5 protein-coding genes are annotated in these 4,766 nt (G+C 59.4%); 3 read left to right on the top strand and 2 right to left on the bottom strand.

Annotation, left to right across the window (positions count from 1 at the left end; all coding sequences use genetic code 11):
- The first annotated feature begins 108 nt into the window (after positions 1 to 108).
- The 3 genes from Q0M74_RS13925 to Q0M74_RS12965 are packed head-to-tail and all read left to right on the top strand — an operon-like array spanning position 109 to position 2,226.
- On the top strand, positions 109 to 633 hold the full coding sequence (locus tag Q0M74_RS13925; protein WP_366088336.1) for a transposase: 525 nt from the start codon (positions 109 to 111) through the stop codon (positions 631 to 633).
- Between the two features lie 11 nt (positions 634 to 644).
- The gene (locus tag Q0M74_RS13930) at positions 645 to 1,355 is read left to right on the top strand and encodes an IS701 family transposase (protein ID WP_366088339.1); all 711 of its coding nucleotides are present in this window, start codon (positions 645 to 647) and stop codon (positions 1,353 to 1,355) included.
- A 52-nt stretch (positions 1,356 to 1,407) separates the two neighbouring features.
- Positions 1,408 to 2,226, top strand: a complete 819-nt coding sequence (locus Q0M74_RS12965) for an alanine:cation symporter family protein (protein WP_293955127.1) — start codon at positions 1,408 to 1,410, stop codon at positions 2,224 to 2,226.
- Between the two features lie 109 nt (positions 2,227 to 2,335).
- Here the strand turns inward: Q0M74_RS12965 and Q0M74_RS12970 are convergent, their stop codons facing one another.
- Together Q0M74_RS12970 and Q0M74_RS12975 are read right to left on the bottom strand one after the other, a co-directional pair.
- Positions 2,336 to 3,598: an alpha-hydroxy acid oxidase gene (locus tag Q0M74_RS12970; protein WP_293955129.1), complete on the bottom strand. Its 1,263-nt coding sequence runs from the start codon at positions 3,596 to 3,598 to the stop codon at positions 2,336 to 2,338.
- A 39-nt stretch (positions 3,599 to 3,637) separates the two neighbouring features.
- Positions 3,638 to 4,766: MFS transporter (locus tag Q0M74_RS12975; RefSeq protein WP_293955131.1), on the bottom strand; the 1,129-nt coding region annotated here is incomplete at its 5' end.

Consider the following 4,766-nt stretch of genomic DNA (forward strand, 5'->3'; position numbering starts at 1 on the left):
TGATGGCTACTGCCCGCATCACTCCACCGGTATCCCCTGTGGTGTGAGGGACTAGTAGTGCTTTGTTAGCTCTTGTGGAGTGATCTTTATGGGGCGTAATGTTTGATCATGAACGCAAAAACCATCACTCACACCCCAAGTGCTCTCCAGGATTTCGTCGCCGAAGTCTTCGCCTCCCTGGTCCGCAAAGACCAACGCGCCACCTCCAGCTACTACCTCCAAGGACTAATGCTGGAGGGACGTCGAAAATCCATGCAACCCATGGCGCAGCGTCTGGGCATTGATCATCAACGACTCCAACAATTCGTCTCCACCTCACCCTGGCCAGTCGAACCCGTGAGGAAAATCCTAGCCACCAAAGCAATTAACCTCATTACACCCGATGCCTGGGTTATCGATGACACCGGCTTTATCAAAGACGGATCAGCCTCACCCGGAGTCGCTAGACAGTACTCCGGCACCCTCGGCAAAGTCGGTAACGTCCAAATCGGAGTCAGCGTTCACGCTGTAACTGATGCTGCGTCGTGTCCGTTGAACTGGCGGTTGTTTCTCCCTGCCAGTTGGGATGAGACCACCGCCGTGTTGGAAGAGAGAGACGCGCCCTCATCCGGCAACGCCGGGCCAAAGCCCTGATCCCTGCTGAGATCGGTCACCGACCGAAGTGGGAACTTTCCGTGGAGATGATCGAGGAACTCCACGACTGGGGTGTGAGCCCACCGGTGGTGGTCGCGGATGCTGGCTACGGTGACAATGGGGCGTTTCGTACTGCGCTGACCACCCGCGGGTTGGAGTATGTTGTGCAGGTCAAAGGATTAACCAGTGTTCACCCCGGTGACGTGGTCTTTGACACCCCAGAGTATTCCGGGTTCGGCCGCCCCAAAAAGCCAGGCTACCGGACCTCGCCTGTGCAGGCCCAGGAACTGGCCCAATCGCTACCGATGACACAGTATCGTCCCGTGGCCTGGCGCCAGGGCAGTAAAAACACGTTGAACAGTAGGTTTGCTGCGGTGCGGGTGCGCCCAGCCAATCGGAACCTCCCAAAGAATCCGGACGGGACGCTTCCGTCCTGCTGGTTGTTGGCTGAATGGCCCAGCAACACTGACGCACCCACCGACTACTGGCTATCCACCCTGCCGGAAGACACCCCGATTGAGCAGTTGGTGTGGTTGGGGAAGATCCGGTGGAGGATCGAACATGACTATCGGGAATTGAAGCATGGGTTGGGGTTGGATCATTTTGAAGGCCGGCATTGGTTGGGGTGGCATCACCACACCACGCTGGTTACGGCGGCGCATCTGTTTGTCACCCAGCAGCGGTTGGTGACTGCTGACCCAAAAGCCCAGGTGGTGGGGTGAGTTTCTATGCTGTCCTCGCCGAGCTTCAGTCGATGGTCATCGAGTTGCTGGGGTGTTGCCCGTATTGCGGGCGCGCACCTACCTAACGAAGTACTACTACACCCTGGCCGTCATCATCATTCTCATCGTCAACTTCCGGGCCATCCCAGATGCGATCCAGACCATCGTCTACAGCGGTTTCACCGGTGACGGACTGAAGGGCGGTGTCCTGGGTGTGGCCATCATCGGTATTCAGCGTGCACTGTTCTCCAACGTGGCTGGTGTTGGTACTGCAGGTATGGCTCACGCGGTATCCAAGAACCGTCGCCCTGCTGAAGAGGGATTCGTGGCGGCATGGGAACCATTCATTGACTCTGTGATCATCTGCACCATGACCGGTCTTGCGATCGTTGTCACCGGTTCCTACGGAGACTCCAGCTCCAATGGAATCGTGCTCACCTCAGAGGCCTTTGGCACAGTCCATGCAGAATTCCCCATCATCTTGACCATCTGCGTCATCCTCTTCGCCTTCTCCACCATCCTCGCCTATTCCTATTACGGGCGTAAGGCTGCAGGCTATGTGTTTGGCAACTCCAAGAAGGCGGAGACCATCTACGATCTCGTCTACATCGGAATGATCGTTGTGGGATCTGCAGCATCCCTGGAGACCGTGGTCCGGTTCTCCGATGCCATGTTCTTCATCCTCACCGTTCCGAACCTGCTGGGAATCTACCTGCTGGGGCGGGTGCTGCGGAAGGAAATCCAAGGCTACCGCGATGGCTACAGCTGTGGCCGCGTCAAGGAGGTTCCGAAGGGGGAGCGCTCCACCATGCTGGGCAAGCCCATGTCCGACAGGGATAAGGACCCCGAGTCAGTTCAGCAGAATGTCTGATTTATTCTCTGAAACCCAGTAGAAGACAGGAAGGTCCCACCGCCATGATGGCAGTGGGACCTTCCTTCATTATCGGGCCTTCATTATCGGGCTGAATGCTGGGCAGTGCTTAAAGTTGTGCTGCTGCTGCGCGGGTGGTTTCAGAAACCGGAACCAGCCTGGTCAGTTGGGTGACATGGCGTGGTTCGAGTTCCTCCAGGCTGGAGACACCGAGCAGGGCCATGGTACGGGTGATTTCAGTACGCAGGATCTCGATGGTGCGGTCCACACCTTCGCGGCCCCCGGCCATGAGGCCGTAGAGGTAGGCGCGGCCGATGAGGGTGAAGTCGGCGCCGAGGGCGACAGCTGCGACGATGTCCGCACCGTTCATGATGCCGGTGTCGATCATGACGGTCGGTTCTGAACCGACCTCCTTGCGTACCTCGGGGAGGAGGTGGAAAGGCACGGGTGCGCGGTCGAGCTGGCGGCCGCCGTGATTGGAGAGGATGAGCCCGTCGACGCCTTCGTCGAGAAGTTTCACGGCGTCCGGGACGTTCTGCACGCCCTTGACCAGTAGCTTGCCTGGCCACATCTCACGGATGACCTTGAGGTCCTCATAGGAGATGGTGGGATCCATCGCGGAGTTGAGCAGCTCGCCGACGGTGCCGCCGGTGGAGGACAGCGATGCGAACTCCAGGGTCGGGGTGGTCAGGAAGTCGATCCACCACCAGGGACGTGGGATGGCGTTGAGGACGGTGCCCGGGGTCAGCTGCGGTGGGATGGAAAAGCCGTTGCGGGTGTCACGGAGGCGGTAGCCGGCGATCGGGGTGTCCACGGTGAACATCAGGGTGTCGAAGCCCGCCTGGGCGGCGCGCTCCACCAGGCCGTAGGAGATGTCGCGGTCCCGCATGACATAGAGCTGGAACCAGTTGCGGCCCTCGGGGTTGGCCTGCTTCACATCTTCGATGGAGGTGGTGCCCAGGGTGGACAAGGTGAAGGGGATGCCGGCGGCACCAGCGGCGCCGGCGCCGGCGATCTCACCTTCGGTCTGCATGAGACGGGTGAAACCGGTGGGGGCGATGCCGAAAGGCATGGCGGAACGCCCGCCGAGGATCTGTGTGGAGGTGTCCACATTCTCTGCAGGCTTGAGGATGTCCGGGTGGAACTCGATGTTCTCGAATGCTTCACGGGCTCGCTGGATGGACAGCTCGGCCTCGGCAGCGCCATCGGTGTAATCGAAGGCCGCAGCCGGGGTGCGTCGCTTGGCGATCTTACGTAGATCATAAATGGTGAGTGCAGAGTCCAGGCGACGCTTCTTGCCATTGAGTTCAGGCTTCTTGAACTTCATCAGCTCAAGCATTTCGGACGGGTTGGGCAGCTGACGCTTGACCATGGTGGAGAGTCCTTCCTTTATGGGGGAGTTAGTGAAATTCTAGCTTTCCTGGTGTGCCACGCGTTTGATGAAGAAGGACGCGATGATGGAGATGAAGCAGCAGGCGGTGACGTACACGGCGATCGGCCACCACTGTCCACCGGAGATCTCAAACAACCACGCTGCGACGATCGGTGCGGTACCACCGAAGATGGCAGCGCCGAGCTGGTAGCCCAGGGAGGCGCCGGTGTAGCGGACCTCAGGTGCGAAGTTCTCTGCGATCAGGGTGCCCAGGATGGCGTTCACGCTGCCCCAGAGGATTCCGAAACCGATGACGGTTGCCACAAACAGTGCCCAGATATGGCCGGTGTTGAGCACCAGGTAATAAGGAATAATCAGAGCGATTGTCGACACCGCGGACCAGCGGTACAGGGTGGCGCGCTCCACACGGTCAGAGAAGGCGCCGAAGAAGGGCATCCAGATGGTGGCCACCAGGGCTGCGGCGGCCACGGCGAGCAGGACAATGTTGTCGCGGATGTCCAGGAAGTTCACGGCATAGGCCACGATATAGGTACCGAAGATGTAGAAGGGGCCGGTTTCTGCGGCCTTGACCCCGATGGAGACCAGCACTGCAGGCCAGTATTTGGTCACAACTTCCTTGATGGGCAGCTTGACCTGGTTGCCGGATTCACGCATGCGCTTGAACTCAGGGGTCTCATCCAGTCCATTGCGGATCCATAGGCCGATGAAGACCAGGACGATACTGCCGACGAATGGAACACGCCAACCCCAGGTGAGGAATTGATCATCCGGAAGCAGAGTCAGTAGGGAGACCACGCCGGCGGCCAGCAACATGCCCAGGGAGATGCCCATCTGCGGAACTGCTCCATAGAGACCGCGCTGATGCTTGGGTGCGTACTCATAGGCCAGCAGCAGTGCGCCGCCCCATTCGCCACCGATGCCGATGCCCTGCAGGATACGTAGGAACATCAGCAGGATCGGAGCCCAGATACCGATGGTGTTGTAGTCCGGCAGCAGGCCGATGGCCACGGTGCCACCACCCATGAGCATGAGTGTGAGGAACAGCGTCTTCTTGCGTCCGATGCGGTCACCGATGTGGGCGAAGATGACACCACCCAGTGGGCGGAAGAAGAAGGTCAGTGAGAAGGACGCATAGGCCAGCATGGTG

Source organism: uncultured Corynebacterium sp., from assembly GCF_945649885.1.
GTDB lineage: Bacteria > Actinomycetota > Actinomycetes > Mycobacteriales > Mycobacteriaceae > Corynebacterium.

Excerpts from the sequence above, each read along its gene's own strand:
- Q0M74_RS12970 (WP_293955129.1), bottom strand. The coding sequence starts at position 3,598 with ATGGTCAAGCGTCAGCTGCCCAACCCGTCCGAAATGCTTGAGCTGATG.
- Q0M74_RS13925 (WP_366088336.1), top strand. The coding sequence starts at position 109 with ATGAACGCAAAAACCATCACTCACACCCCAAGTGCTCTCCAGGATTTC.